Here is a 26,649-nt window from a genome sequence, read left to right as displayed (position 1 = left end):
ATAATACCTTAAAAATAGTCAGATTATGAAACTGCTCGAAGGAAAAGTGGCCATTGTGACCGGTGCCGCCCGCGGTATCGGAAAGGCCATCGCTCTGAAATTCGCCGCCGAAGGTGCCGATGTCGCATTCACCGACCTGGTTATCGATGAGAACGGAAAGGCTACCGAAGCCGAAATCGCCGCGCTCGGCGTCAAGGCAAAAGGCTACGCCTCCAATGCCGCAGACTTCGAAGAGACCCATCAGGTCATCGACCAGATCATGAAGGATTTCGGTCGCATCGACATCCTCGTCAACAACGCCGGAATCACCAAGGACGGCCTGATGATGCGCATGTCCGAGGCGCAGTGGGACGCCGTCCTGACCGTAAACCTCAAGTCCGCTTTCAACTTCATCCACGCCGTGACGCCCGTGATGGCCCGTCAGAAAGCCGGTTCGATCATCAACATGTCGTCGGTGGTCGGTGTCAGCGGAAACGCCGGTCAGTGCAACTACTCCGCCTCGAAGGCCGGTATGATCGGCCTGGCCAAGTCCATCGCCAAGGAGATGGGATCGCGCGGAATCCGCGCCAACTGCATCGCCCCGGGGTTCATCATGACCGATATGACCGACAAACTCCCCGATTCGGTCAAGGAGGAGTGGTACAAGCAGATCCCCCTGCGCCGCGGCGGCACGCCCGAAGAGGTGGCCAAAGTCGCCCTGTTCCTCGCGTCGGACCTCTCGTCGTATGTCAGCGGTCAGGTGATCCATTGCTGCGGAGCCATGAACTGCTAAAACAGCCCGTCCGCAGTCCGGAACCATCCGGACTCCAAAAACTTGCCGGAGCGTCTCCCTACCCCTCTTTGCGGAGACGCTCCTCTTTTTTCTGCCCAAAACTGAGGGAGGGCGCGTTTTTTTGTATATTTGCAGAATATAGGATGCGGTTCGGCACAGTAACGCGCTTTTCGTTTGCCGCGGCGCTTCCCTTATTTTGTCCCGTATGAAACGATTCATGACCCTGCTGGCCGCTACGGCCCTGATCTCCGGAGCTGCTTCCGCTCAGGAGGCTACACTCCCCACGCCCGATGCCAAAACCATCGGAATGGGTGGCGTGATGATGACTACCCTCTCCGGCTCACACGCCATTTACAACAACTCCGCAACGGCCTTGTTCCAGCGGAGCCCCTCGCAAATCTCCTCCTCCTACTACGGACAGGGAAGTTTCGACTACTATGCCGTCTCGGGTTCCTGCCGCCTCGGCAGCGAGAACCTTATCCTGGCCGGATGGCGGCAGTATCTGCGCGAACGCGGGAACAGCGACATGGCCGTCGATCTCGGATACTCGCGACAGATCAACGGCCGTTGGGCCGTCGGCGTCGTGGCCCGCTATCTGCACCTGAGCCGTCCCGAAATCTCGGCCGACGCCCTGGCCGCCGACCTCTGCATCGCCTATCAGCTCCCCCTCGAAAACATCGGCTCCTACTCCGCCCTGCGCGCCGGTGCCAAGATCGCCAACCTCGGGGCCTATCTCAACGATACCGACTACATCCTCCCGATGGACCTCGCCGCCGGTGTCGCCCTTGATACGTACCTCTCCGACGCCCACGAAATCACCGTCGGAACCGATCTCGGTTACTATTTCTATCCCAAAGGGGTGCGCGGATTCCAACTCTCACTCGGCATGGAGTACAACCTCATGCAGCTCGTCCAGTTCCGCGCCGGATATCACTACGGTGAACAGCGCTGCTACTATCCGAGTTACTGGTCGGTCGGCGGCGGCGTGCGCATCCTGCACCTGAGACTCGATTTCGCCTACCTATTCGCCAAAAAGGAGACACTTCTCCACAATACCTACAGCCTGAGTTTCGGTTTCGACTTTTAGCCAAGTCATCACACAAAAAAAACGGGCGCCGGAGAGGATCCGGCGCCCGTCGTATATCCGAATACGGCATTCAAATCCGCCTCTCCCGCTCCAGGTCCGCCAACAGGCCCTCGCAACCGTCCTCCAGCATGTCCAGCACCAGTTCGAAACCTTCGTGACCCTCGTAATACGGGTCCGGGACATACGTCCGGTCGGGATGGCGGCGGCAGAAATCCGTCATGCGGCAGATCTTCTCCGCCGCGGCCCGCGACGGCGCCAGCCGATGCAGCGTTTCGTAGTTCATGTCGTCCATGACCACGATCCGGTCGAAGCGTTCGAAATCCTCCTCCCGGACCTGACGCGCCCGGTGGGTCAGCGAATACCCCCGCCGTGAGGCCGCACTCCGCATCCGCGGGTCCGGAAGGTCGCCGCGGTGACCCCCGTAGGTCCCCGCCGAATCCACCTCGATCCGATCCGAAAGCCCCGCCCGCACAATCCGGTCGCGCAGGATCCCTTCGGCGGCCGGCGACCGGCAGATATTGCCCAGGCAGACAAAAAGTATGCTCGTTTTCATGATTGCAAAGATAATTCCTGACGACCGTTCCGGCAACTCTTTCTCCCGATTTTTTCCGACTGGCCCGTCCGGAAAATGCGGACTGGCTCTCCAACGGCCGCGTCACAGCCCCGCTTTGGCCCTTCCTGTTGAAAAAAATGACGATTAGAACAATAATAGGGACGCCAAAACTCCCCATGTTCGAAGAATTTATCGTACCTTTGCCCCGATTTGTTTATAACGAAAACGACAAACAGAGAGAACCTACCATGAAGATGAAAATGACTGTGTTGCTGGCTGCCGCGGTTTTGACCCTGTCGACAGCGGCCTCTGCCCAGGAACTCCCGCGCAAGGTCCAGAATGTCGAACTGCTCGACCTGGACGGGAAACCCGCCAAACTGCCCTGTTTCGGAGAGAAGAACCTCATGATATTCTACGTCGATCCCGACCGCCACAAGCAGAACGAGGACTTTACCTTCGAACTCGAAGAGAACCACCGCGCCCAGGGCGACAACATCTACGGCTTCGGCGTCATGAACCTCAAGGATGCCCCCATGATCCCCAACGGAATGGCTCGCAGCATGGCCAAGAAACGCACCGAAAAAAACGGTGCTATCGTACTGGCCGATCAGGAACGGACGCTGAGCTCGGCCTGGAAACTCGGAGACTGCAACAATCAGTTCGTGCTGATGATCGTCTCCAAGGAGGGCGAGCTGGTCTTCCTCCGGAAAGGCGTGCTCTCCGAGGCCGACAAGGAGGCTTTCTATCAAACCATTGAGAAGTACCGGTAGGCGCATGGTGCACCGATCCGCCTTATGGGCTCTCCTGATTCTCTGTGCGGGAGCCGTCTGCCCGGGGTATGCCCAGGAATCCGGAATCCGTGTGTCGGACTCGGATACGATCCGTTACACCTATACCCCCCTGCCGCAGGAAGCTCCCCGGAAGAAGCCCTTCCTGAAACGGATCGTTGACTATTTCGGCCAATCGACCACCGACCGCACCTTCGAAAAGAAGATCGACTTCACGTTCGCCGGAGGCCCCAGCTACTCGAAGACCACCAGTCTCGGAATCGGTCTCCTCGCTGCGGGGCTCTACCGGATCGACCGGACCGATTCGATTACGGTCCCTTCGGATATTTCGGTATTCGCAAGCATCTACATTTCGGGTTTCTATGCCGTCGGCGTCTCCGGAAACACCATCTTTGCGAAGAACAGACAGCGGCTGAGCTACTCCGCGGAGTTCATCTCCGCACCCCGCGACTTCTGGGGAATCGGCTACGACAACGGTCTTCACAACGAGGTGAGCACCTACTCCGAAAAACGAATCCAGATCGAAGGCCGCTACCTGCATGAGATCCTGCCCCATACCTACCTCGGAGGAGTTGTCAACTTCGACTATACGCGCGGTATCAAGTTCTCCAGGCCCGAATATATCGCCGGAGAGAATCCCCAGTATATCGCCACCGGAATCGGGGCCATCGCCGAGTATGACAGCCGCGACTTCATTCCCAATCCGTTCAAGGGCGTTTATGTCAGTTTCCAGGAGACCTGCTACCCGAAAAGCCTCGGAAACTGCGGCAAGGCGCTCTGGCAGACCACCATCACGGCCGATGCCTACCACCGGGTCTGGAAGGATGCCATCCTCGCCACGGACCTCTACGCCGAATTCAACTCCGACGGAACCCCCTGGCCCATGCTCGCCCGTATGGGCGGCAACCAGCGGATGCGCGGATACTACCTCGGACGCTTCACCGACAACGACATGATCACCTTCCAGATCGAACTCCGGCAGCGCATCTGGCGGCGTATCGGCGCGGTCGTCTGGGGCGGTGCCGGAAACGTATTCCCCTCGCTGGCTGAATTCGACTGGGGCAAGACCCTGCCCAATTACGGGCTCGGCCTGCGCTGGGAACTCAAGAAAAGAGTAAACGTCCGCCTCGATTACGGATTCGGCAAGGAGACCAGCAGTTTCCTGCTGAGTGTCAACGAGGCATTTTAAGTTAAGAACTTTCGCTTATGGGTGCGGATAAGAATCGGACCGAAAAACCCCGCAAGGTCAAGACGCGCAGCCGTTTCACTACGCTGCTGACCGTCTACTTCTTCGTGGTGCTGATCATCCCGAACTGTGTGCTGGCCAATACCGAGCCCTACTCCGGATGGACCGACGAGGTGCTTATCCTGCTGCCGCTGGGTTTCTACATGATGTGGAGTGTCGCGCTCCGGAGGTCCGGCGTGATGATCTGGCTCGGATTCCCCTTCATCTTCTTCTGCGCCTTCCAGATCGTCCTGCTCTACCTCTTCGGCAGCTCGATCATCGCTACCGATATGTTCACCAACCTCCTCACCACGAACCCCGGGGAGGCCGGAGAACTCCTCGGAAACATCTACCCTTCGGTCGTCCTGGTCTGCGTGCTCTACCTGCCGCTGCTGTGGCTCGCCGCGCGCGAAATCGCCCACAAACGCTACATCACACGGACTACCCGGCTGAATATCGGACTGACCGGTGCGGCACTCTTCGCGCTGGGGCTGATCGCCCTCTGGCCCGCCTACCGCGTGAGTGAGGAGAAGCACGTCCTCCGCGACGAAATATTCCCCCTGAACGTGCTCTACAACCTCGGGCTGAGCGGTTCGGAGTTCCGAAAGGCCCACAACTTCGACAAGACGTCCGAAGGTTTTACCTTCGAGGCGCGGCGCACGGCGCAGCTCCCCGAACGCGAAATCTATGTCTATATTATAGGTGAGGCCGCCCGGGCCATGAACTGGCAGCTCTACGGATACGAACGCGAAACCAATCCGCGCCTGTCCCGGATGGAGGATGTCGTGGTCTTCAGGAACATGCTCACCCAAAGCAACACCACCCACAAGAGCGTGCCCCTGATCCTCTCGTCGGTGGCCACCGGCGAACACGAGGAACTCTATCGCCGGAAGGGGCTGCCCGCACTCTTCAACGAGGCCGGCTTCGAAACGTGGTTCATCTCCAACCAGTCGCCACAGGGTGCCATGATCGACAACCTCGCTCACGATGCCAGCCACGTGATCTATATCCGGTCCCCGCGGCAGGACATGCAGCTCCTCGATGAAATGCGCAAGGTCATCGACCGTTCCGAAGCCCGGAAGATCCTCTTCATCCTCCACTGCTACGGGTCGCACTTCAGCTACCACCAGCGCTATCCCCGCGAATTCGCCCGGTTCCTGCCCGACGACGACGTGGCCATCGCGCCCCAGCACCGGCACTTCCTGGTCAACGCCTACGACAACTCGATCCTCTATACGGACCATTTCCTGGCCGAAACCATCGGGTTCCTCCGCTCGTTAGAGGGTACCTCCGCGGCAATGCTCTACTGTGCGGACCACGGCGAGGACCTGATCGACGACCGGCGCGAACGCTTCCTCCACGCCTCGCCCACCACGACCGCCTATCAGCTCTACGTGGCCTCGCTGGCCTGGTTCTCGGAGGATTACCGCCGGTTCTTCCCCGAAAAGGTCGCCGCGGCTCGCGCCAACGAAACGGCCCCGGCCACGACACATGCCCTCTTCCACACGATGGCCGACATGGCCTCGATCCAGGGGCGTTATCTCACGACGAAGGTCTCGCTCGTCAGTTCCGATTTCGACTGGAATGCCCCCCGGTTCTACCTGAACGACCACAACGAAGCCGTGCCCTACGCCAAAACCGGACTCCGGGAGGAGGATTTCGAGGTGCTCGACCGCTACGGCGTAAAACCGTAGGATTCCGGCCAGGCCCGGGGCAAGCGGGGCAGGAAGAGAAGGAGGGAGAGAAGGGAGAGAAGGGACAAGGATGGGCGACCGGAAGGGATCCGGAAGCCGTCCGGAGAGCAAATAAGGTTGGGGCAGCGCCCCGTTTGAGGCATCTTTTCCGACACACAACATACGGGAAAGGCCGCACCCCGTGTTGGGATGCGGCCTTTCCCGTAAATTCGGAGTCCGAATTATTTCGCAGCCTCTACGGAAACCTTGCGGAACTCCTTCATCAGCTTCGAAAGCTCCAGAGCGGACTTGCGGGCGCGCGTGCCGGCAGCCTTGTTGTTCTTCTCAACCTGAGCAGCCGCATTGGCAGCAAATACCTCGAACTCGGCATTGATCTTTTCTACTAACTCTTTCATGTCTTTTTTAATTTAATTGTTTTGGAGTTGTTTAGGGTTGTTATCAACGCAAAGATATAAAAATATTCTAAACATCATCTTTCCAAGCCCGGAAAACGCATCTTTTTTGACAAAAAAATCGCTTTGAAGGGCTTCTGCACCGCTTTTTGGCAATCCGGAACAAAAAAAATATCCTCCGACGGCCGGTTTATCCGGGTCCGGCGGGGCGATCCGTTCCGGCCGTTACCCGCAACCCGGAGCCGCGCGCCCCGAACTCCGAAGCCCGGGGCCGTACGGAGATACCCACAAATGGGGATTGCCTATGTCGGAATAATGTCGTATTTTTGGAGGCCAAATTGAAATCTGAAAAATGCGTCTTTCCGAACTCAGAAGCGGCGAGTCCGCCACAATCGTCAAGGTCATGGGACACGGCGGTTTCCGGCGCCGCATCATGGAGATGGGTTTCGTCCGCGGAGAGCGTGTCGAGGTGATTCTCAACGCGCCGCTCAAGGACCCCATCGAATACCGGATCATGGGATACGACATCTCGCTGCGCCGCAGCGAGGCCGAGATGGTCGAGGTGCTCTCCGACTCCGAGGCCGACGAATACCTCGCACGCCGGGCCGAACACATCCGGCAGAACGCCGCAGCTCCGGAGATGAGCCCCGAAGGCCTCCCCGCAACCGCAGCGGAGACCGCCTCCGAAGAGGAGGAGTGTTCGTCGATCGAGGAGGTCCTCACCCGGCAGAGCCGCACGATCGCCGTGGCGCTCGTCGGGAACCCCAACAGCGGCAAAACATCGCTCTTCAACGCCATTTCGGGCGGGCACGAGCATGTCGGAAACTACAGCGGCGTGACGGTCGGGGCCAAGAGCGGCTACTGCCTCTACCGCGGCTACCGCTTCGAGATCACGGACCTGCCCGGGACCTATGCCCTCTCGGCCTACACCCCCGAGGAGCGTTACGTGCGCCACCACCTCGCCACGAAGACCCCCGACGTGGTAATCAACTCCGTCGTCGCCTCGAACATCGAGCGAAACCTCTACCTCACGACCGAACTGATCGATATCAACCCTCGGATGGTCGTGGCGCTGAACATGTTCGACGAACTGCAGGCCAGCGGCGCACGGTTGGACTACGACAGCCTGGGACGCATGATGGGTGTGCCGATGGTCCCGGTCGAGGCCCGCAACAACAAGGGTATCAACGAACTGCTCGATACGGTGATCGATGTCTACGAAAACCGCGACGAGCGCGTCCGCCACATCCATATCAACATGGGGCCCGTGATCGACGAGAGCCTCCGCAAGCTGAACGGCGACATGAGCCTCCACCGCGGGGAACTGCCCAAGGCATTCCCGCCCCGCTACTGGGCCATGAAGATGCTCGAACGCGACGCCCAGGCCGAAACAACCCTGAAAGGGTGCGAACGGTACCCGGTCTGGGCCGAGATCCGCGACCGCGAGGCCAAACGCATCGCCGACGCCCTGGGCGAGGATGTCGAGACCGCATTCGCCAACCAGAAGTACGGATTCATCCAGGGAGCCCTGAAGGAGACCTTCACCCCCGGCAAGAACGAAGAGGTCTCCGCCACGGCCCTGATCGACACCTTCGTCACCCACAAACTCTGGGGATTCCCGATCTTCTTCGCCCTGATGGGGCTGATGTTCTGGTGCACGTTCAGCCTCGGGGCCTATCCCCAGGCGTGGATCGACGCCCTGGTCGGATGGATCGGTGCGGGAATCGACGCCCTGATGCCCGCCGGGGCCCTGCGCGACCTGCTCGTCGACGGAATCATCGGAGGCGTCGGCTCGGTCATCGTCTTCCTCCCGAACATCATGATCCTCTACCTCTTCATCGCCTTCATGGAGGATTCAGGATACCTCGCACGCGCCGCTTTCATCATGGACCGCGTCATGCACCGCATCGGCGTACACGGAAAGTCGTTCATACCCCTCGTCATGGGTTTCGGATGCAACGTCCCCGCCATCATGGCCTGCCGCACCATCGAAAGCCGAAGCAGCCGCCTGATCACCATCCTCATCACGCCGTTCATGTCGTGCAGCGCCCGGATCCCGATCTACATCCTCCTGACGGCCACCTTCTTCCCGGCGAATGCCGGGACCGTGATGCTCGGGCTCTACCTGCTGGGGATTCTGCTGGCCGTCGTCACCGCACGGCTCATGCGGCGGTTCCTCTTCCCCGTGGACGAGACCCCCTTCGTCATGGAACTCCCGCCCTACCGCCTCCCGACCTGGAAAACAACCCTCTCCCACATGTGGGACAAGTGTGCACAGTACCTCAAAAAGATGGGCGGCATGATCCTCGTCGCGTCGGTCATCGTCTGGGCCCTGAGCTACTACCCCCGCACGGACAAGGCCGCCGGAAGCGAATCCCATTACGAAAACTCCTATCTCGGGCGCATCGGAAAGGGTTGCGAGCCGGTTTTTGAACCCCTCGGGTTCAACTGGAAGGCCAGCGTGGCGCTGCTCTCGGGGCTTCCGGCCAAGGAGATCGTCGTCTCGACGCTCGGTGTGCTCTACGCCGAAGGCACGGAGGCGATGCCCGAAGTCACCGAAGGGCCGATCGCCACGGCGGAAGCCGCCGGAACACGGCCGGAAGCCGGGGCGCAGCCGCCCGAATCCGTCGGGATCATCGGCGGGGCGGACGGCCCGACCTCGATCGCGGTTGCCGACGGTACGGCTGCGGAACACCGGGCGGCGGAGCTCTCGGAGGAGGAGCAGAACGCCTCGCTGTCGCGCCGGCTGCTGGCCAGCGGCGACTTCTCGAAGGCCTCGGCCCTGGCGTTCCTGGTCTTCATCCTGCTATACGTCCCCTGCATCGCCACGGTCGTCGCCATCGGCTCCGAAGCCGGATGGAAATGGGCCGTCGCCTCGATCTTCTACAACACGGCGGTTGCCTGGGTCATGGCCTGGGCAGTCTACCACATCGCAAGCATCTTCTGAGGGATGGAGTGGCAGGAGTGGATCGCCGGAGGGATTGTCCTCCTCGCCGTGGTGGCGGCCGTCGGGTGGCTCTGTCGCCTGCTGTGCGGGCGCCGCAGGGGCGGATGCGCCTCCTGCTCCTCGACGCAGTGCCCCCTGAGAGGCGCCAAACAAAAATAAATTTGCGTTTCCCTTCCGCCTGTACTATCTTTGCCGCCCGAAAACGGCGGAGCACCCCGAAGCCGGCTTGCAGTGAAGCCGGCTTCGTCGCGGAGCGCCCCGCACGGACGACCTCGATCCTATGACCGGACTCTTCTTCATCCTCTTCTTCTGGCTTGTGGGAAATGCCCTCAGCCTGCTCACCGGAGGCTATGTCTCCGGAAACATCATCGGCATGATCCTCCTCTTTGCCGCGCTCTGCCTGCGCTGGGTCAAGGCCGAAACCGTCCGCCCCGCCGCGCGGTTCCTGCTCGGCGCCATGGCCCTCTTCTTCGTACCCTACGGCGTCGGGCTCATGGACTCCTACCGCGTCATCCTCGAAAACCTCTGGGCCATCGTCGTCTCCGGAATCGTCTCCACGATCCTCGTGCTGCTCGTCGCCGGGAAAACCTTCCAGAGCCTGAACCGAAGGGCCCGCCTCCGTCATATCAAACAACACCGCCACGATGCTTGACCGTTCGTTCCTCTCCTCGGACCTCTTCCTGCTGACGCTCACCGTCGGACTATACTGTCTCGGCGGACTCGTCTACCGTCGCCTGCGGATGCCGCTGCTCCACCCCGTGCTGCTGACCTTCGTCGCCGTCATCGTCTTCCTCAAGTGCACGGGAATCGACTACCCCCGCTACCAGCAGGCCACCGGGGCGCTCAATTTCGCCCTCGGCATGTCGGTCGTCGCTCTCGGCTATCTCCTCTACGAGCAGGTCGAACGCCTGCGCGGCAGTCTGCTGCCCGTCGGTGTGGCAACCCTCGCCGGATGCGTCGTCGGCGTGCTGAGCGTCGTCTACATCGCCATGGCCTTCGGCACCGAGCGGCAGATCCTGAACTCCATCGCCCCGAAATCGGTCACCGTCCCCATCGCCGTGTCGGTTGCCGGGCCCCTGGGCGGCAACGTCTCCGTCACCTCCGTAGTGGTCTTCTGCGTCGGGATCTTCGGCAGCATCTTCGGCGAATGGATTCTCCGCAGGTGCGGCGTGCGCGACCCCGAAGCCCGAGGCTTTGCGCTCGGCGCCGCTGCTCACGGAATCGGAACCGCCCGCGCCATCGAAATCGGGGCCGTCGAAGGGGCCCTGAGCGGCCTGGCCATGGCCCTCATGGGACTGGCTACCGCCCTGCTGATGCCCCTCATGGAGCGATATTTATACTGATTCGCCCGCGCCGCGAAAAATCCCGTCGGAAAAGTTTTTTAAATTTCTGCAAAAACACTACTTTTGTGGAAATCCTCGAACATTTCGGCTAAATATGGACTGGTTGTATTCCCTCTTCTTCGGAAACAGCATCGCGCATGCCGTGCTGACCTTCGCACTGGTCATCACCCTCGGCATCCTCCTCGGAAAGATCAAGATCAAGGGCGTCTCGCTCGGCATCACCTGGATCCTCTTCGTCGGGATCATCGCCAGCCACTTCGGCATGACTGTCGACAGCGAGGTCCGGAACTTCGTCCAGGAGTTCGGGCTCATCCTCTTCGTCTTCTCGATCGGCCTGCAGGTCGGCCCCGGATTCTTCTCCGCATTCAAGCACGGAGGCGTCACCCTCGTCGGGTGCGCCACGGCCATCGTCCTGCTCGGCGTTCTGGCGGCCTACATCATCCACGTCGCAACCGGCACGCCGATCCCCACCATGGTCGGAATCCTCTCCGGCGCCGTCACCAACACCCCCGGGCTCGGTGCCGCCCAGCAGGCCTATGCCGACGCCTCGGGAATCAACGACCCCTCGATCGCCCTCGGTTATGCCGTGGCCTATCCCCTCGGCGTCGTCGGCATCATCCTCTCGATGATCTTCATCCGATACGCCCTGCGCGTCGATTTCAGGAAGGAGGACGAGGGGCTCGCCGAACTCGCCAACGAACAGAAACTCGCCGAAAAGGTCTCCGTGGAGTTCACCAACCAGATCATCGAGGGCCGCAGCATCGAGTATGTCCGCGATCTGGTGAACCGGCAGTTCGTCATCTCCCGCGTGATGCACCCCGACGGCAGTATCACGATGGCCGACGCCGACACGAAGATCCACCTCGGAGACCGTCTCTGGGTTATCTGCCAGGCCGAGGATGTCGAGGCCGTCGTGGCCTTCCTCGGACACCGCGTCGAGCTTACCGACGAGGACTGGGGCAACAACACCCCCAATGCCGAGCTCATCTCCCGGCGCATCCTCATCACCAAATCCTCGATCAACGGCAAGAAATTCTCAGACCTCCGCCTGCGCACCAAGTACGGAATCAACATCACCCGCGTGAACCGCGCCGGTATGGACCTCATCCCCTATCAGGGCCTCGAACTCCAGGTCGGAGACCGCGTGATGGTCGTCGGGCCCGCCGAAGGTGTGGCCAAGGTCGCCGACGTCCTCGGAAACTCCCTCAAGAAACTCGACCATCCGAACCTCATCACCATCTTCGTCGGAATCGCCCTCGGAGTCCTGCTGGGTTCGATCCCGCTGCTGAATGTCCCCCAGCCCGTCAAGTTGGGCCTGGCCGGAGGCCCGCTGATCGTCGCCATCCTCATCGGACGCTTCGGAACCCACTTCCACCTGGTTACCTACACCACCGCCAGCGCCAACCTCATGCTGCGCGAAATCGGAATCGCACTCTTCCTCGCTGCCGTCGGAATCGGCGCCGGAGACGGTTTCGTCGATGCCATCGTCAACGGCGGGTATCGCTGGATCGGATACGGCGTCATCATCACCGTGGTCCCGATCCTCATCGTCGCCATCGTCGCACGCCTCTGGCTCAAGATGAACTACTACACCCTGATGGGCCTGATCGCCGGTTCCACGACCGATCCCCCGGCCCTGGCCTATGCCAACGCCACGGCCGGGAATGACATGCCCGCCGTCGGATATTCGACCGTATACCCCATGGTCATGTTCCTCAGGCTCCTCTCCGCCCAGATCTTTATTCTGTTTGCGTTATAACAAAAAAGCGGCTTCGGCCGTTTTTTTATTCCTATAATTTTTTAATATCACCCGAATTCCCTATCTTTGCCATCAGTACATAATCCCCAAATACTATCACAATATGGCAAAAGCAGTCAACATCGCCCGTTCGCATCGGCTGGACGGAATCGGAGAGTACTATTTTTCGCGCCGCCTGCGTGAAATCGCCGAGATCGAAGCGGCAACCGGCCGCCAGATCATCAAACTTGCCATGGGAAGCCCCGACCTCCCGCCGCACCACTCCGTGATCGAATGCCTCGGGAAAGAGGCACAGCGCCCCGATGTTCACAAATACATGTCCTATCAGGGCGAACCCATCCTGCGGAAAGCTTTTGCCGACTGGTACAAGAAATGGTATCACGTGGACCTCGACTTCAAGAACGAAGTATATCCCCTGATCGGGTCCAAGGAGGGTATCATGCACATCTGCATGACGTTCCTCAATCCCGGTGACAAGGTCCTCGTCCCCAACCCCGGGTATCCGACCTACTCCGCCGGCGTGAAACTCGCAGGGGGCGTCATGGTCCCCTATGCGCTCAACAAGGAGACGAACTTCTACCCCGATTTCGAGGCCATCGAAAAGGCCGGGCTCGACGGCGTGAAGATGATGCTCGTCAACTACCCCAACATGCCCACCGGACAGGTCGGCTCGATGGAGCTCTTCGAGAAGATCATCGACTTCGGCGCCAGGCACAACATCCTGATCGTACACGACAATCCCTACAGCTTCATCCGCAACTCGGCAGGCCCGCTGTCGATCATGGCCGTCGAGGGCGCCAAGGAGGTGGCCCTCGAACTCAACTCCCTCTCGAAAGGGCACTCCATGGCCGGATGGCGCGTCGGCGTGCTCGTCGGCAAGGCCGAATGGATCAAGGACGTGATGACCTTCCGCAGCAACATGGACTCGGGTATGTTCTACCCCATTCAGGCGGCTTCGGCTACGGCCCTCGCACTCGGCGAGGAGTGGTTCAAGGAGCTCAACGCCATCTACTACGGCCGCGAGCGTCAGGCCTACGAGCTGCTCAATACGCTCGGATGCCGCTACCGCGAGCATCAGGCCGGGCTCTTCGTCTGGGCCGAGCTCCCCGAAGGCTACGAGGGCGACAGCTTCTCGTTCTCCGACGAGGTGATGGAGAAGACCGACGTCTTCCTCACCCCCGGCGGAATCTTCGGCTCGGAGGGCAAGAACTACATCCGCATCACGCTCTGCTGCCCCGAAGAGCTGCTCAAGAAGGCGACCGACAAGATCAAGGCCGCATTCGGGAAATAGACCGGCTGATCGAATGCCGATTCTCCTTCAGCCGTCCTCCTTCGGGGCGGCTGATTTTTTTTTGTGTGTGGGGGGGCGAAGGAATCAGGCAGGGAGAGGTGGCCCGAAAAGAGCCGTCCGGAGGGAGGACGTGTGGCCGGCGTGGCCGGCACGGGCACAAAAAACCGCCCCGATGCAATCGGAGCGGTCGGTATGCGGTCCGGAGCGTCGGATTACTCCCGGACGATGCGGATCGTGAGGATGCGGTCCCCGCGGCGGATGTCGTCGATGACGTCCAGCCCCTCGACAACCTGGCCGAAGCAGGTGTGTACGCCGTCGAGATGCTGCGTATTCTCGCGGTTCATGCAGATGAAGAACTGCGAACCGCCGGTGTCCTTCCCCGCGTGGGCCATCGAGAGCACGCCCCGGTCGTGACGCTGACGCGGCGCCGAGGTCTCGCACTTGATCGTATAGCCCGGACCGCCCGTCCCGTCGCCCCGCGGGCAGCCGCCCTGGATCACGAAGTCCGGAATCACCCGGTGGAAAGTCAGCCCGTCATAGAAGCCGTGCTCGGCAAGGTCCACGAAATTGGCCACCGTACCCGGCGTCTCGTCGGCATACAGTTCGGCCTTCATCGTCCCCTTCTCGGTCTCGATAATCGCGTAGGTTTTCATGTGTCGTCGTCTCTATTTTCGTTTATTCGGTGATTTTGACTTTGGCGGCGGCGGCTTTCACCCGGGTACGGAGTGCGTCGAGGTCGCTCCCCAGCGGCTCGTAGCCCACGACGACCCCCATGCGGCGATTGACCCGCGCCGTGGGTTTGCCGAAAATGCGGATGTCGGTGCGCGGATTGTCGGCCAGGGCCGCTCCGATACCCTCGTAGTGCGGCGTCTGCGTGGCCACCGGCGAGAGGATCACCGCGCTGGCCCCCATCCGCTCGAAGGTGATCTCCGGGATCGGAAGCCCCAGCACCGCCCGCAGGTGGAGTTCGAATTCGCTGAGGTTCTGCGTCCCGGCCAGCGTCACCATGCCCGTATCGTGCGGACGCGGCGACAACTCCGAGAAGTAGACGCCGTGTTCGTGGCTCAGGAAGAACTCCACGCCCCAGAGCCCGGCGCCGGTCAGCGCTTCGGTCACCGCGGCGGCCATGCGCTGCGCCTCGGCCAGGTGTTCCGGCGCGATGGGCGGCGTCTGGAAACTCTCGCGGTAGTCCCCGCCCTTCTGTACGTGGCCGATCGGCGGGCAGAAGAGCGTCGGGCCGTTCTTCTGCGTCACGGTCAGCAGCGTAATCTCGCTGTCGAAACGGATGAACTCCTCGACGATCAGCTCGCGGATGTCGCCCCGCGAACCCTCACAGCCGTAACGCCAGGCCGCCCCCACCTCTTCGGGACCCTTCACGACCGACTGGCCCTTGCCCGAGGAGGACATCAGCGGTTTTACCACGCACGGGTAGCCGATCCGGTCGGCCGCCTCGCGCAGCTCCTCCAGCGACGTAGCGTAGAAATAGCGGGCGGTCTTCAGCCCCAGCTCCTTGGCTGCCAGGTCGCGGATCGCCTTGCGGTTCATCGTGAAGTTCACGGCACGCGCACTCGGGACCACCTGGATGCCCGCGCATTCGAAGTCGTAGAGACGTTCGGTACGGATCGCCTCGATCTCCGGGACGATCACGTCCGGGCGGTGTTTCGCAACGGCCGCCGCAAGGGCCTCGCCGTCCAGCATGTCGAAGACCTCGAAGCCGTCGGCTACCTGCATGGCCGGAGCGTCGGCATATTTGTCGCACGCCACGACCGTCTGGCCCAGCCGCTGGGCCGCAATCACGAACTCCTTGCCCAGCTCCCCGGAGCCCAGCAACAATATTTTTTTCATCGGTACGGTAGTTTTTTATGATTCGCAACACAAAGATAGCATTTTTTCCCGATAGGCGGCGCCGTTTCGGGAAAATCCGGAATTCAGGCAGACCGCACGTAAAACAAAAACCGGCATCCCCCTTCTGTTCAGGAAGATGCCGGTTTCGTTCGTGGAGGTGGCGGGTCTTATTTCGCACTACCATATAGGGCAGTTTGCGTGCAGGATCTACATTTACGGCATTATGGTTAACAAATAGACGGATTAAATTCTCACTTTTTAGTGAAACAGTGAAACATTTTTTTGAAAAATGCTTGCACAATTCAAATATTCGTATTATATTTGCAGTACAGAAAACAACTAATACAGCCGACGGGCTTTAAGCGGAAATTATGAAAAACATCAACATCAACGAAGTCCGATTGATTAACGAGTTTCAAGAAAGCGGACGTGTATTCATTCATCTATTTGACGGTAGGACTATTTGCCGGATAATGGCCTCGAGGGAGGTTAAAAATGCGCAGAGAATACGTCGGAGAGCCGGAGAGGAGGCTTTTAAGGAAGAGATAATTCGACTTTTCAACGAAGTCTATAACGAGCCCCAGCAAATTTCATATCCCCCTATGTCGGCTGAAGACGAACGTTTTTTTGAGTTGCGATGCAAATTGAAATGCACACAGAGTCTGTCGCCTGAAGAATATGATGAATATCGTAATCTATGAATCAGCAAGAATATGAGTAGGGAATACCCTTCTTTCATCATTGATCGGAGTCGTCGGTCGGAAGCATCCCGCTTCTCCGACGACTTCGTGGTCTGCCCCGACAAAGAGGTCGGGTTCATTGCCCGCGTCTACAAACTGCCCAAGTCCCGCCGAGGAGAGTTCGAGAAGAGTCTGGAAGGGCTCACTGAATCAGAGATCGATAACCGGTACATCTTCGCCGTTGTCGGCGAGGTGATATGTGTCTTGGAGGTCGTGAGGATGCTTTATGAACCTGTTGCGCACATCAACCGGCTCCGGCCGCTGATGAAGAAGGCGTTGAAAGCCTATCTGCATGGCGAGGAGTCCGCCGTCCGGCGCGAGGGACTTCCGTTCGACGAGCAGATCGCCGCAATCGACGACGTGATCCGAATTGCCGAATCGCAGCGAGGCCTCCTTGAAGACATGAACGGGAAAGCCGGATCCGACCGATTCATCAATGCGCTGAAATCGGCACGCGAGTCGGTCGAGCTGCTTCAAAAAATAACGAAACATGAATAAGAATGAGAAGCGCGGCGGAGCACGACTTGGTGCCGGACGAAAGCCGTCGGACGTCGAGACGGTCACCATGTCGTTTCGGATCCCAATCGACACCCGAGCCGCGCTGAATGCGATTCTAAAAGAAAGAGGATTGAGCATGGCCGACTTCGTAAAGGCCGCACTCAACGCCTTGAAATAGGATTACCGTCTCCACAGCGCCATGCGGGCCTCGATCTGGCCGAAGGCGCTTTTTTTGCGGGGGTCGTATCCCGCCGAGGCCGACACGCTGAATCGGCCGAACGTTCGCCTGGCGCAGGCTCCGGCCCACACACCACTGCCGTCCGAGGTTATCCAGGTCCCCAGAGCAGGGCCCAACTCCCAGGCGTAAGGTTCGCGGACGAGCTGCACCCGCTCGACCGTCGTGTTGTAAATCTCGAAGTAGTCGAGACGGGGACCCAGCGTACCCACGACAGGCCCGACAACCCGGGCGTAGTATGTCGAATCCCGGTACTCCAGCGTGCGCTCCGCGACCGTTATCTGCACGCTGTCGATATTTAAGTAATTCTTAATTGATGGTTCCAAACCGTTACAATTTGTCACGGTTTCAGCAACTTGGGTAGTAGCTTGGTTAGTGCCTTGGTTAGTAAAGCTGGCAACGTTACTGGCAACATTACTGGCAACATTTCCCGAGTCAGCATGCAACATTACGGGGTTTCGGGCAAATACCAGCTTCGGGACATTGACGCTCACCGTGATGTCCGACGTGCTGATCGGCTTCGGCCGTTCGTAGAACACCGTATCGACCTGCACCCGCTCGACGACCTCCGGCCGGGCCATGCGCTGTCCCAGCCACCACCCTCCGAGGAAGGTGGCGGACAGGACAATCGCTGAAGTGATCCATTTACTCATTTCCTCGCCGCCGTTTGGTGGTAGTCGATGCAGGCCATGATCGCCTCGACGTGCATCGCGGCGATCCGCTCGCGGCCCTCCTCCGAGAGCAGGAACAGGCAGTCGCGCTCCGTGTCCATGAAGAAGTTCTCGGTCAACACCGCCGGGCACTTCGTGTCGCGCAGGATCGCGAAGTCACTGTCCCAGTCTGGATCCGCGGGATCGGCGCTTCCCTTCCGGATCTTCCACTCCCTGCCGAACGCCGCCTCGGCCTTCCCGTAGAAGAGGGCCGAATAGCGGTCCGACATCGAATCGCCCAGATAGGTGTGGGCCTCCCAGCCGGTACCGCCTCCGGCGTTGGCATGGACCGACACCAGCAGGCAGTTCGACTTCCCGGCGACCTCGCAGATATCGTTCACCCGGTTGGCCCTCACGTACAGCGGCACATCCCGGAGCTCCGGGACGATGATCTCCGCCACGACACCCCGGGCGTGCAGCCGATCGAAGATCCGGCGCACGATGTCCCGGGCGAATTCATACTCGCGCAAGCGTGACCCGTCCGGCCAAACGGGCGAGCACTTGCCGGGCGTATCCTCGCCGTGTCCGTTATCCAGGAGTATTTTCATACCTCGATCTCCTTCTTTTGTGTTTCGTGGTCATACCACACTTTGGCGACGATTCCGGCCACAAATCCGACGCCTGCAGAGATCGTCGAGGCGATGCGGATGCCGTTCGGCAACAGGTTGAACACGATAACCAGCGCCACCGCGGCGGCCGCGATAATCATAATCTTCTTCGTTGTCCTTGTCATAGCTTTATTTTGTTTAACGGTTCAGTCTTTTATAGAAATCGAGTTTAATATCGTCATAGGCGGCCTTCACATTCGTGTATGCCCGCCCGTTATTTGGCCCGGCCGAATTGTAGATCTCATCCTCGACAACAGAGGCGACCTTCTCAACCCATGCGATATCCGTATATTCGGACAGTTTCCGACCTCGATAGGTATAGCTTTCGAATCGCGTATTCCGATCTTCGTGGATGTTGTGCAAAAGCGTTCTGATCTTTGCCGCTGTCGCTTCGTGGTCGACAATATGATTCTCCTCCCGAACCTTCTTAATGATTCGGCACACCTTCTCGACAGCCAGATCGAAGAACACATTAGCAGTGTTCTTGATTCGCAACTGGGTTTCGGGGCGAAGTCCCTCCGATATATCTGTCAACTTCTCATTCTGCGCGCGGGTTTCATCCAACAACTCCTGCATCGCGCCTCTGTTGTCGTTTATGATACCATTGATTAGCGATTTGAACCATACGAAGCACGAAATCATCAGCCCCATAGACAGCAGGAGAAACACCCCTGCCGTCACAGCCATCATTCCTAAATCACTGATTCCTTTCGCTACGCTCGTAATTTGTCCGGCATCCACTTCCATATCTTTATCCGATTAAATACGTTATCCACACGACAGCGCCTCCGCAGAGGGTGGCCACAATATCGCGGAGATCCGCCTTGGCGTCGACCTTCTCCTTGCCGACGGCCGCCGCGATCACCGCCACGACCGAGGCTGTCAGCGCCAGCCATTTGGAAACGAACAACGCCACAGCCAGCAGGACAACCGCCGCAACGGCCGTTCCTGCGGCGAAGTGCTTGTACTTGTCGGCCGGGATCTTATTCAGCCAGCCGACGATCTTGTCGAGGAGCTGTTTCATACCATGCCGAGTTTCTGTTTTACCTGCGCCTTGCACGCCTCGCAGTAGTCGTCGTAGGCTGCAAATTCCTCCGGCTTTCGGTTCTGCTGGCGGAGGATTGCCAGCTCATCATCGAACGAGTAGCATTCGCGGATCAAGGCGACGACCTGCTCCTCGTAGGAGGGTTCCGGCGCCGGTTCCGGCGTGTATTCAACCCACGTCACCGTGATGCGGTCGCCGTTGTCGGTGTAGGCCTCTCGGAGTTCGTTGCCCGGGGTCGTGATCTCCGGACGCTCCGCATATTCCACGGGCTTGTATCCGAGCGGGCCGAGGATTTCCGGCCCTGGGTTCATGATGACCATCCCGCCCTGCCGTACCTCGCCGGGGGCCGGGATCAAATATCCGTTTTCAAGTTTCGCGTATTGCATAGTGATTGCTTTTGGTTATTCGTGGTAGAGTATTTCCGGCACACCGTTGGCCGCCATGTCGTATCCGCCGATCGACTGAAAGAGCGGCTCCATATACTCGTCCGACAGCGGCAGCTGCTTCGCGCTGTCGAGCCAGGAGGTTGCGATCGTCTTGTCGTCCCGTCCGTACATCAGATTCTGCGGCAAGTATTCCGCGAGAAGGCCGACGGGAGTGATGCTGTTGACGGTGAGAGTCAGGCGGCGATCAGAACCAGGGCTCCCACCGTACATTGTAACGTAAATATACTGAGCATCGGATACTTCTAACTCAACGTCATACGTCCCGTTAGAAGCAGGAATGTTAACAACAGAGCCTGCATATAAATATGGAGTACCTGATTGATAATCGGACACACTTATATTCACTCGATATTTGTGTAAGTATTGCAATCGAGGGGAAGATGTTACACGAAACTCTGTTACATCTTCAGGGCCTGTCCATGTATATGTATTTACGCCAGTTATTTGAATAGGAGACAAGTCCCGCATCGCCTTCGGCACGACATACCCCATCGGGTCGCCGTTGTTATAATGTGCGGTAACGTCGTCTGCAGAGAGGGCGTAGTTCCAGACACGAACGAAGCCTACATTTTGGCTGTTGGCTATCAGGAAATCCATAGTACCAAAATCAACAATGGAATCCGTGGCAAAATCATTCACTTTACTACCATCAATATACAGAGCGACGTCAGTTCCTGATCTCGTTACGACCATGTGAAATAAAGCGTCAGCATCCTCTACCACATAGGATGGCCTAAATGTAGATTCTCCAAATGGCAGAAGCGCAACGCCGTTTGTCCCTGGTCGCGCAATAGCACTGAATTTTCTATTCAAAGCGATACCATCAGCGTATGAGATAAAAGGATAACCAAGATTCGCGTCGGACCCGTATGAGTTACCATAGAACTCCACCGAGAAATCTCCCGTTCCTATTTGTAGCGGCGCTGTTGTAAACTTCGTCGCCATCGAAGGTGCTTGGTTCTCCCCCAACTTCACCCCGCGCTGCATCCGCTTGGCCTGCCGGTAGGCGGCCATCTTCTGTTGTGCGGCGAAATATTCGTAGAAGCTATTCATCGTAGATCATGGTTATCGCGCCCTCCCAGATGAAAAGGCTGTAGTTCGTATTTGCCTGCGGCTGGCTCCAGCCCGTGATGCTCGTGCCTTCGGGGTATGCAAACTGCGTGGCCGTATCGCCCGACGTGAAGCGGATGATGGAGAGTTTCGTCGACGTCGGTATGCTCGTTAGCGTCAGCGACGTCAGTTCTCCGCAGAGATACAAGGTATTCTCCGCAACGTCGAGAGAAGGAGTCGCGCCCTCCACCTGCTGCTCGACAAGAGCCGCCGCCGCTGCGGCATCCGTTGCTGCCTGCGCTGCCGCCGCCGTGTTGGCCGCCGTCCCGTCGAAGAACTTGAACCACCACGCCGATTCGCTCAAGGCATGCCCCGTGTTGTTGTCCTGAAGCGAGAAGTAGAGCGAGTTGTTACCGTCGCTCACGAAGTCGTTTTTCGAGTATGTTTCCGAGGCGCTGTAAACCCCTTGGTTGACAAGGCCGACCCGGCCGAGATTCGTTGTTGCCATATCTTTGTCTTTATTCGTTAATCGTTACTGAAAGGTCGCCGTTATTGAGCGAGAACGTAGGCCCGTCTCCGTAGCCCTCCGGATAGACCGCGAAGAGGTCCATCGTCTCCGGGTCGACGTAGAACGAGGCATAGAGCGGCACACCATCCGCCCGGTACCCCGACGTGACATACTTCTGGGTATCATCGTCCCAGAAGGCCCAATATCTCACGCCGTCGACCTCCACGATCTTCGGAGGATTGTCCGCCAGTTCGTTCGCTCGGTCTGCGGCGTCGTTGGCGTCCTTCGTGGCCGTCGTGGCCAGCCCTACCGCCTCCTTGATGACGTCCGTAACCTGCTTGCCGTTGGAGTAGATCACGCCCTGCGCATCCGCCGTGATGTCCGGTGTAAGGCCGTCGAACGCGAAGTCGAACGTTCGGGCCTGTGGAGTCCCTCCCGTCGTGACGTTGACCGCAGGATTGCCGACGCCCGTGCCTACCGATGCCGTGGCACCCGTGATTGCGGCATCCGCGCCAGGGTCGCCAGTGTCACCCTTCTCGCCACGAGCCGGATATTCCGAAACCACATACTGCTTCGTGTCCTCGTCGTAGAACGCCCAGAAATAGCCTTGATCGTTGAGCACGATTTTGGGAGGGTTGTCGGCAAGGGCATTTGCGCGGTCTGCCGCCTCATTGGCCTTATCGGTCGCCGCATTCAGCTTGCGGAGAACCTCCGTAAATCCCGGCATACATTCGCAGCCATTGGCGGCTCCGATAGACACGGCGCAGTACACTCCGGCGCATTCGTCTACGAACTGCTGAGTGAAGGGCTGAATCGGCATATTGTCGACCTGGAAGTCCAATTCCGACATCATCGTCATGATATTGCGGAGCACCTGCGTCCCCGTGCTTTGGATCTGCGTCTGATTGCTCTTGTCGGCCAGCAGGCGGTCGACATAGAACAGGGTGAGCCTATATGTTGCCAAATCCCCGCTCACGCTGGTCAGATGCTCGCCCTGCGTGTAGGCGAACACCGCATATTTGGCATTGGGGATGGTGTTGAGCTTGAAGATGTCGTTGTCGATGACCATGGCCACGCTCTGCTGTTGCAGGGCGACGGCTTCAAGCGTGCGGATTGTTTCTTCGAGCGTCATTTCTTTCCGTATATTTTGCCACGCGCGCCGCCCAGCCAGATGCTGCACGTTGCGGAGCTGTGAAGGTTCTTTCGAATATGGTAGCAGTCGTTCTGCGTGAGTTCGGGGAGCTGCGTGTAGTTTTCAAGCGCGAAACGCTGAATTTTTGCCGCATAAAAATCCGCCTTGCTCTGGTAGTAGTTCTGGATGTTCGAGATCTCGGCAAGAGTGCTTCCCTGCACGTTGGTGTCGGTAGTCTTCGCCACGCCGATGTTACCGATCTTGTAGCCTACCTTGTAGGGCAGGCCAGAGATCGTCTGATAAGCGAGGAAATACTGCGATACCTCTATCAACTCCTTGTATATCGCATTCTCGGGGTTATTCGTCTGACCTAATTCCACGATCTTCTTCAGCTTGTCCGTGAGGGCATCGCCGAGGATCTCCCGGAGGTTGATCTCCTGCGCCTCGCGAATAGCCGGCAGCATATACTTCCCGGCGAGGTTGTCGCTGATGTTCGAGATGCTCTTCACGAACTCCTCAGATGTCAGTAGAACTTCTGCCATTTTGCGCAAGTGTAAAAGGTTCGATCTTCATATAGTTCTGGTCGCCGAAGATTTTGCCGATGGATCTGCATATGAGCTTCTGTACAGGCATGATTTGCGTCCGGTTGTAGAGTCTGAAGGCGGCGTCATACTCCTCCTGCGAGAATCCCAGGTTCTCCGTCGGGATGCCGAACAGATTCGGGTTGGCCCGGAAGGCCGTGAAGATCTGCTGACGGCTGCGTTTGGCGAGGGAGTCGTAGCGGTCACCGTAATCGGGCACGTCGATGTTCTCGATCGTCGTGGCGTTATCCTTCGTGTCATTGTAGGCGATAACGATTCGCCCTGCATTGCTTTTCCCGGCAAACTTCTCGTTGATACCCTTCTCGATCTCCTCCTGCTCCTCGTCTGTGGGGGTTCCGTTATTGAAATTCACAAGAACAGATCCCATGAATCCGTTGTTGATGGAGTTCAGGTGGTATTCGTCGATGCTTCTCTCGATCTCGCAGGCTTTGAGGCAGGCGGCATACTTGGGCCGCGGGTAGGTGTGGTATGCCGTGTTCTTGACGAACAGCACAGATGACGGTATGCCGCGCGCATCCGGGATGAACTTCGGATACACTATCGTCTTGACCATAGAGAAACGACGATTCCATGTTTCCGAGTAGTAGAATACCTCGTTATCCTTGTCACATCGCAGATTCTTCATGTCCATGGCATACAGTTCGACAATATCTCCGCTTTGGCTGCGGATCACCTGCACGGCGAATCCGCCGTAGGTGAAGAACGAGACGGCCAATTCTCTGACCAGATCGTCGGCTGTCTGGTTCTTCCGGTTCATGTACTGCCCTTGCAGAGCCCTCGACACGTTGACCCGCTCGCCGCATACATAGTCGGCCGATCCGTCGATGATGCTCTGCAGGGATGCTACATTCTCGCAAAGGTCTTCGAGGTAGTCAGGATACGCGTTACGGTCACCCCACTGGATGAACTCCCGGCCGGGATACTTCTCCTCCTTGGGTGAGATGATCGACTGTTCGATGTACGGGTTCAGAGCTGCGAAGGACAGCGATATTTTCTTCTCTTCATCTGCCATACTGCTTGTATTGAATTGATTGAGCAAATTCAGACCTCGGCTCGTCGTAATTACCCACAATCATAAGGCCAGAAGCCATCAGACACCCTCCCTGCGTGAGTTCGTACTCGTATTCGCCCTCAGTCATGCCATCCGGGAACGACACGGCCACCTCGTAGTACAGCGGGCCGAGCACAACGCCGTCCGGCTTGATACCCATACGATCGAGCCCCACCGTATTCTTCACGGAGAGGACGAACACCCCGGCCTGCGTCATGAACACGTTGCGCGGGATGTATAGCGTCTGGGCATCGGATGTCTGCTTGGCGTATATCATTGTTTTCTCTTTTTCGATCGGCGTTTGGGCACCTCGGTTTCCGGTTGTGTGTTTTTGGCCGCCTCCATCTCTTCGAGATCCGCGAAGTAGACAGCGCCCATCCGCTGCAGGAAGTCAAGAACGCAGGCTCCGCAGTTGCAGTTCACTCGAATCCGATACCCCGTCGCCCGCTCGTAGATGGGCACCATGGTCTCAATGGCCGCCCGCCCCACATGGCGGAGATATTTCGCCCGGATCGCGGTACGGAGGTTCTTCTCCCAACGGCCGACGATTTCCAGTTCATTCTGCGTCAGTTTCATGATTACGGTGTTTTAAGGAATCGCACCCCCGAAGGGGTGCGTTCCGAATGTCAGTCAATGAGGCCTTCGATGATCTCGGGGTCGACCTCGTATGGGAAAGTCTGCGACTGGTCCTGCAAGGTGATCTGGTAACGATTCGCGTCCGTCGCCGCGGTACCCGTTGAGCCCTCTCCGGCACTGGCTGTCACAGGCTCGTCGTATCCCAGATACCAATATTTCCCATTGGCATCCTTAACGATGACGTCTACTTCACCGATGGCGAGGTTGGCGATCTCTACCCGTTTCGCCGTTTCCATCTTCCCGAACTGCAGAACGAGGTCCGTGGAGACGTAGTTCACGCCATTTGCAGCGTCGACATTGAGCGTCGAAGTCATCGACGCGGTGCCTTTACGGAAACTGTAGGTCTTGAATTTCTTCGTCGCACTCGGTTCGCCGCCTTCCGCCATGGTGATCGCCGTGATCATGTCTTCAGATACGGTCTTTTCCGTAACATCGTCATGGTTGGCAATGTATACTTCCCGGATGCCGCCCATCGAGGAGCTGCAATCATAAGGAATCCCGTTATAAGTTTGAGAACAAGCCATGTATTTGTGCTTTATGAACAGGGCGGGCGTTATACCCGCCCCGCTCGGTTAATAAATCCTGTTTTGTGTGGATTACGCTCCGACATCGGCCGTTTTGGCCACCTCGGTAGTCACGGCCGCCTCAGCCGCCTCAGCTGCCTCGGCCGCCTCGGTAGTCACGGCCGCCTCAGCCGCCTCAGCTGCCTCGGCCGCCTCGGTAGTCACGGTACCTTCGACTGCAACCTTCAGCGCCGTCGGCTCCACGGGATCGGCTGCCATGGTGCCGAGTACAACCCGGTCGGGAAATGCGACCTGCGTACCGGCATTCCACCGCACCTTGAGCTTGAAGACGTCGTCGTCGTCCGAGAACCAGAGTTTCACCTCCTCCTTATCGCCTTCCACGTCGCAGCCGTAGAAGAGGTTGTCGAGTGTCGACGCGAAGAGGTAGCGGGTTCCGGTCAGTCCGGCCGCAGAGGTTACGCGGACGTTCGTGCCGGGGAAGATAAACTCCTGCGGGTTCTCGTTCTGCGGGCCGGCATAGTGATAGTAGTTCTTGGCTACCATCTCCTGCGTGAAGGCGCGGAAGATCGCCGGAGCAACGAAGATGTACACCTGCTTGTCGAGGAGTTCCTCGGGAATAGCCATGTACACCTGCTTGATGGCATCATAGGCTGATGCTCCTGAAGCCACGCTCACGTCGATGACGTCCGATTCGTTGGTGGCGATCTTGATCAACCCGTCGAAGTGCTTCAGGTCGTTATCTCCGGACGAAGTGTCGCCCTGCCATACGGCCTTCTCCATCTTTGCGTTGATGTGGCTGATGATGTTCTCGATGAGATACTGTTCGAAGGGCAGCTCCTCGCTGTTGGCTCCGATGCGCACGAGGTACTCGGCCCACTTGCCCAACAGCGTATCGGGACAGAAGTCCATGTTCACCTTGATGAGACCCGTCTCGATCTCGCGCTGGGTAAGCGTTGCGGTACCCTGTGCCGTGAATCCGCAGCCCTGTCCCTCCTGGAATACCGGGTCGGTATCCAGGTAGTTGATGGCTGCCTTGGTCTTGATACCTGTCTGCTTGGTCATCATACCGATGGTGCGGCCGCCGAATACAACCATGTTGATCAGCGGCAGTTTGTTCTGCTCCACGTACTCGGGGAGCGACGTTGCAATGATGTTGTTCGTTGCCATA

At 58.5% G+C, this 26,649-nt stretch carries 32 protein-coding genes; 13 read left to right on the top strand and 19 right to left on the bottom strand.

The features are described 5' to 3' along the window. Positions 1–25 precede the first annotated feature (25 nt). Both fabG and ABGT65_RS12385 read left to right on the top strand, forming a co-directional pair. Positions 26–772: a 3-oxoacyl-[acyl-carrier-protein] reductase gene (fabG, locus tag ABGT65_RS12390; protein ID WP_346702580.1), complete on the top strand. Its 747-nt coding sequence runs from the start codon at positions 26–28 to the stop codon at positions 770–772. A gap of 205 nt (positions 773–977) precedes the next feature. Next, complete coding sequence (locus ABGT65_RS12385; protein ID WP_346702578.1) at positions 978–1,859, top strand: PorV/PorQ family protein; 882 nt, start codon at positions 978–980, stop codon at positions 1,857–1,859. A gap of 70 nt (positions 1,860–1,929) precedes the next feature. Here the strand turns inward: ABGT65_RS12385 and ABGT65_RS12380 are convergent, their stop codons facing one another. Further along, on the bottom strand, positions 1,930–2,412 hold the full coding sequence (locus ABGT65_RS12380) for a low molecular weight protein-tyrosine-phosphatase (RefSeq protein WP_346702576.1): 483 nt from the start codon (positions 2,410–2,412) through the stop codon (positions 1,930–1,932). Between the two features lie 248 nt (positions 2,413–2,660). Between ABGT65_RS12380 and ABGT65_RS12375 the strand changes: the two genes are divergently transcribed. From ABGT65_RS12375 to ABGT65_RS12365, 3 genes are read left to right on the top strand one after another with little or no spacing between them, the layout of a single operon-like run. Further along, positions 2,661–3,182, top strand: a complete 522-nt coding sequence (locus tag ABGT65_RS12375; protein WP_346702574.1) for a hypothetical protein — start codon at positions 2,661–2,663, stop codon at positions 3,180–3,182. A 4-nt stretch (positions 3,183–3,186) separates the two neighbouring features. Further along, complete coding sequence (locus ABGT65_RS12370; RefSeq protein WP_346702573.1) at positions 3,187–4,389, top strand: BamA/TamA family outer membrane protein; 1,203 nt, start codon at positions 3,187–3,189, stop codon at positions 4,387–4,389. Positions 4,390–4,406: 17 nt separating this feature from the next. Then, a complete protein-coding gene (locus tag ABGT65_RS12365; protein WP_346702571.1) occupies positions 4,407–6,119 on the top strand; it encodes a lipid A phosphoethanolamine transferase in 1,713 nt (570 codons plus the stop codon). Positions 6,120–6,340: 221 nt separating this feature from the next. On the opposite strand, the gene ABGT65_RS12360 is transcribed toward ABGT65_RS12365, so the two are convergent. Then, complete coding sequence (locus ABGT65_RS12360) at positions 6,341–6,514, bottom strand: histone H1 (protein WP_087261971.1); 174 nt, start codon at positions 6,512–6,514, stop codon at positions 6,341–6,343. Between the two features lie 349 nt (positions 6,515–6,863). Here ABGT65_RS12360 and feoB point away from each other — a divergent pair, with 349 nt between their 5' ends. The 6 genes from feoB to ABGT65_RS12330 all read left to right on the top strand — a co-directional run bounded on the left by feoB (position 6,864) and on the right by ABGT65_RS12330 (position 13,851). Beyond that, complete coding sequence (gene feoB, locus ABGT65_RS12355; RefSeq protein ID WP_346702569.1) at positions 6,864–9,458, top strand: ferrous iron transport protein B; 2,595 nt, start codon at positions 6,864–6,866, stop codon at positions 9,456–9,458. Positions 9,459–9,461: 3 nt separating this feature from the next. After that, a complete protein-coding gene (locus ABGT65_RS12350; RefSeq protein WP_346702567.1) occupies positions 9,462–9,617 on the top strand; it encodes a hypothetical protein in 156 nt (51 codons plus the stop codon). Between the two features lie 121 nt (positions 9,618–9,738). Then, positions 9,739–10,110, top strand: coding sequence for a CidA/LrgA family protein (locus tag ABGT65_RS12345; protein WP_346702565.1), 372 nt, complete (start codon positions 9,739–9,741; stop codon positions 10,108–10,110). Beyond that, a complete protein-coding gene (locus ABGT65_RS12340) occupies positions 10,103–10,801 on the top strand; it encodes an LrgB family protein (RefSeq protein WP_346702564.1) in 699 nt (232 codons plus the stop codon). The genes ABGT65_RS12345 and ABGT65_RS12340 overlap by 8 nt, the downstream gene beginning before the upstream one ends. A 94-nt stretch (positions 10,802–10,895) precedes the next feature. Next, entirely contained in the window at positions 10,896–12,560 is a 1,665-nt protein-coding gene (locus tag ABGT65_RS12335) for a putative transporter (RefSeq protein WP_346702563.1), read from the top strand. Between the two features lie 103 nt (positions 12,561–12,663). Further along, positions 12,664–13,851, top strand: coding sequence for an aminotransferase class I/II-fold pyridoxal phosphate-dependent enzyme (locus ABGT65_RS12330; protein WP_346702561.1), 1,188 nt, complete (start codon positions 12,664–12,666; stop codon positions 13,849–13,851). A gap of 212 nt (positions 13,852–14,063) precedes the next feature. On the opposite strand, the gene ABGT65_RS12325 is transcribed toward ABGT65_RS12330, so the two are convergent. After that, positions 14,064–14,504, bottom strand: coding sequence for a peptidylprolyl isomerase (locus ABGT65_RS12325; protein ID WP_346702560.1), 441 nt, complete (start codon positions 14,502–14,504; stop codon positions 14,064–14,066). A gap of 22 nt (positions 14,505–14,526) precedes the next feature. Continuing rightward, positions 14,527–15,696, bottom strand: a complete 1,170-nt coding sequence (gene purT, locus ABGT65_RS12320) for a formate-dependent phosphoribosylglycinamide formyltransferase (RefSeq protein WP_346702558.1) — start codon at positions 15,694–15,696, stop codon at positions 14,527–14,529. 713 nt (positions 15,697–16,409) lie between these two features. Here purT and ABGT65_RS12315 point away from each other — a divergent pair. Both ABGT65_RS12315 and ABGT65_RS12310 read left to right on the top strand, forming a co-directional pair. Next, complete coding sequence (locus ABGT65_RS12315; protein WP_346702556.1) at positions 16,410–16,934, top strand: hypothetical protein; 525 nt, start codon at positions 16,410–16,412, stop codon at positions 16,932–16,934. After that, positions 16,927–17,112 (top strand): hypothetical protein, encoded by a 186-nt coding sequence (locus ABGT65_RS12310; protein ID WP_346702554.1) that lies wholly within the window; start codon positions 16,927–16,929, stop codon positions 17,110–17,112. The genes ABGT65_RS12315 and ABGT65_RS12310 overlap by 8 nt, the downstream gene beginning before the upstream one ends. Before the next feature lie 2 nt (positions 17,113–17,114). On the opposite strand, the gene ABGT65_RS12305 is transcribed toward ABGT65_RS12310, so the two are convergent. The 15 genes from ABGT65_RS12305 to ABGT65_RS12235 form a co-directional block, all read right to left on the bottom strand. Further along, a complete protein-coding gene (locus ABGT65_RS12305) occupies positions 17,115–17,495 on the bottom strand; it encodes a DUF6808 domain-containing protein (RefSeq protein WP_346702552.1) in 381 nt (126 codons plus the stop codon). A 323-nt stretch (positions 17,496–17,818) separates the two neighbouring features. Next, a complete protein-coding gene (locus ABGT65_RS12300; protein WP_346702551.1) occupies positions 17,819–18,427 on the bottom strand; it encodes an N-acetylmuramoyl-L-alanine amidase in 609 nt (202 codons plus the stop codon). Further along, entirely contained in the window at positions 18,424–18,612 is a 189-nt protein-coding gene (locus tag ABGT65_RS12295) for a hypothetical protein (RefSeq protein ID WP_346702202.1), read from the bottom strand. The genes ABGT65_RS12300 and ABGT65_RS12295 overlap by 4 nt, the downstream gene beginning before the upstream one ends. 13 nt (positions 18,613–18,625) lie before the next feature. Beyond that, positions 18,626–19,234 (bottom strand): hypothetical protein, encoded by a 609-nt coding sequence (locus tag ABGT65_RS12290; RefSeq protein ID WP_346702200.1) that lies wholly within the window; start codon positions 19,232–19,234, stop codon positions 18,626–18,628. Between the two features lie 4 nt (positions 19,235–19,238). Beyond that, complete coding sequence (locus ABGT65_RS12285; protein WP_346702549.1) at positions 19,239–19,511, bottom strand: hypothetical protein; 273 nt, start codon at positions 19,509–19,511, stop codon at positions 19,239–19,241. Beyond that, positions 19,508–19,918: a hypothetical protein gene (locus ABGT65_RS12280; RefSeq protein WP_346702547.1), complete on the bottom strand. Its 411-nt coding sequence runs from the start codon at positions 19,916–19,918 to the stop codon at positions 19,508–19,510. The genes ABGT65_RS12285 and ABGT65_RS12280 overlap by 4 nt, the downstream gene beginning before the upstream one ends. 15 nt (positions 19,919–19,933) lie before the next feature. Next, the gene (locus tag ABGT65_RS12275) at positions 19,934–21,031 is read right to left on the bottom strand and encodes a hypothetical protein (protein WP_346702195.1); all 1,098 of its coding nucleotides are present in this window, start codon (positions 21,029–21,031) and stop codon (positions 19,934–19,936) included. Beyond that, positions 21,024–21,536 (bottom strand): hypothetical protein, encoded by a 513-nt coding sequence (locus tag ABGT65_RS12270; RefSeq protein ID WP_346702545.1) that lies wholly within the window; start codon positions 21,534–21,536, stop codon positions 21,024–21,026. The genes ABGT65_RS12275 and ABGT65_RS12270 overlap by 8 nt, the downstream gene beginning before the upstream one ends. Positions 21,537–21,546: 10 nt before the next feature. Continuing rightward, on the bottom strand, positions 21,547–22,668 hold the full coding sequence (locus tag ABGT65_RS12265; RefSeq protein ID WP_346702543.1) for a hypothetical protein: 1,122 nt from the start codon (positions 22,666–22,668) through the stop codon (positions 21,547–21,549). Beyond that, complete coding sequence (locus tag ABGT65_RS12260) at positions 22,665–23,210, bottom strand: hypothetical protein (protein ID WP_346702541.1); 546 nt, start codon at positions 23,208–23,210, stop codon at positions 22,665–22,667. The genes ABGT65_RS12265 and ABGT65_RS12260 overlap by 4 nt, the downstream gene beginning before the upstream one ends. Further along, positions 23,185–24,282, bottom strand: a complete 1,098-nt coding sequence (locus ABGT65_RS12255) for a phage portal protein (RefSeq protein ID WP_346702540.1) — start codon at positions 24,280–24,282, stop codon at positions 23,185–23,187. The genes ABGT65_RS12260 and ABGT65_RS12255 overlap by 26 nt, the downstream gene beginning before the upstream one ends. Beyond that, positions 24,272–24,598: a hypothetical protein gene (locus ABGT65_RS12250; protein WP_346702538.1), complete on the bottom strand. Its 327-nt coding sequence runs from the start codon at positions 24,596–24,598 to the stop codon at positions 24,272–24,274. The genes ABGT65_RS12255 and ABGT65_RS12250 overlap by 11 nt, the downstream gene beginning before the upstream one ends. Next, a complete protein-coding gene (locus tag ABGT65_RS12245; RefSeq protein ID WP_346702536.1) occupies positions 24,595–24,897 on the bottom strand; it encodes a hypothetical protein in 303 nt (100 codons plus the stop codon). Before ABGT65_RS12245 ends, ABGT65_RS12250 begins: the two co-directional genes overlap by 4 nt. A gap of 50 nt (positions 24,898–24,947) precedes the next feature. Then, positions 24,948–25,481 carry a hypothetical protein gene (locus tag ABGT65_RS12240; protein WP_346702535.1) on the bottom strand — a complete coding sequence of 178 codons (534 nt, stop codon included), beginning with the start codon at positions 25,479–25,481 and terminating at the stop codon, positions 24,948–24,950. A 72-nt stretch (positions 25,482–25,553) separates the two neighbouring features. After that, positions 25,554–26,648 carry a hypothetical protein gene (locus tag ABGT65_RS12235; RefSeq protein WP_346702533.1) on the bottom strand — a complete coding sequence of 365 codons (1,095 nt, stop codon included), beginning with the start codon at positions 26,646–26,648 and terminating at the stop codon, positions 25,554–25,556. Position 26,649 lies beyond the last annotated feature (1 nt).

The sequence above is a fragment of the uncultured Alistipes sp. genome, assembly GCF_963931675.1.
GTDB lineage: Bacteria > Bacteroidota > Bacteroidia > Bacteroidales > Rikenellaceae > Alistipes.
Note: the sequence above shows the minus strand (reverse complement) of the source record. Positions and strands in the feature narration are given on the sequence as shown.